The 1,059-nt window shown below is 49.4% G+C and carries 1 rRNA gene; it reads left to right on the forward strand.

The window, feature by feature from the left end:
- Window positions 1–1,059 (forward strand): 23S ribosomal RNA (locus OZJ21_RS04100); the annotation flags it as partial.

The following is a 1,059-nucleotide window of genomic DNA, read 5'->3' on the forward strand; positions in this document are numbered from 1 at the left end:
CGAAACTTCGTTTCCTCAGTTCAGGATCCTGAGTACGGCGGAACACGTGAAACTCCGTCGGAATCCGGGAGGACCATCTCCCAAGGCTAAATACTACCTAGTGACCGATAGTGAACCAGTACCGTGAGGGAAAGGTGAAAAGCACCCCGGGAGGGGAGTGAAATAGTTCCTGAAACCATATGCCTACAAGTAGTCAGAGCTCGTTAATGAGTGATGGCGTGCCTTTTGTAGAATGAACCGGCGAGTTACGTTAGCGTGCGAGGTTAAGGAGGAAAGTCCGGAGCCGTAGCGAAAGCGAGTCTGAATAGGGCGAGATAGTACGTTGACGTAGACCCGAAACCAGGTGACCTACCCATGTCCAGGTTGAAGGTGCGGTAAAACGCACTGGAGGACCGAACCCGTGTATGTTGAAAAATGCTGGGATGAGGTGTGGGTAGAGGTGAAATTCCAAACGAACTTGGAGATAGCTGGTTCTCTCCGAAATAGCTTTAGGGCTAGCCTCGGAGTTGAGAATCGTGGAGGTAGAGCACTGTTTGGACTAGGGGCCCGTCTTGGGTTACTGAATTCAGATAAACTCCGAATGCCACAGATTTATATCCGGGAGTCAGACTGCGAGTGATAAGATCCGTAGTCGAAAGGGAAACAGCCCAGACCACCGATTAAGGTCCCAAAATATGTGTTAAGTGGAAAAGGATGTGGAATTGCATAGACAACTAGGATGTTGGCTTAGAAGCAGCCACCATTTAAAGAGTGCGTAATAGCTCACTAGTCGAGTGATCCTGCGCCGAAAATGTAACGGGGCTAAACACATTACCGAAATCGTGGATGTACCGTAAGGTACATGGTAGGAGAGCGTTCTAAGGACGGCGAAGCTAGACCGTAAGGAGCTAAACACATTACCGAAATCGTGGATGTACCGTAAGGTACATGGTAGGAGAGCGTTCTAAGGACGGCGAAGCTAGACCGTAAGGACTGGTGGAGTGCTTAGAAGTGAGAATGCCGGTATGAGTAGCGAAAGATCAGTGAGAATCTGGTCCACCGTATGACTAAGGTTTCCTG

Source organism: Ligilactobacillus sp. UO.C109 (assembly GCF_026847815.1).
Lineage (GTDB): Bacteria > Bacillota > Bacilli > Lactobacillales > Lactobacillaceae > Ligilactobacillus > Ligilactobacillus salivarius.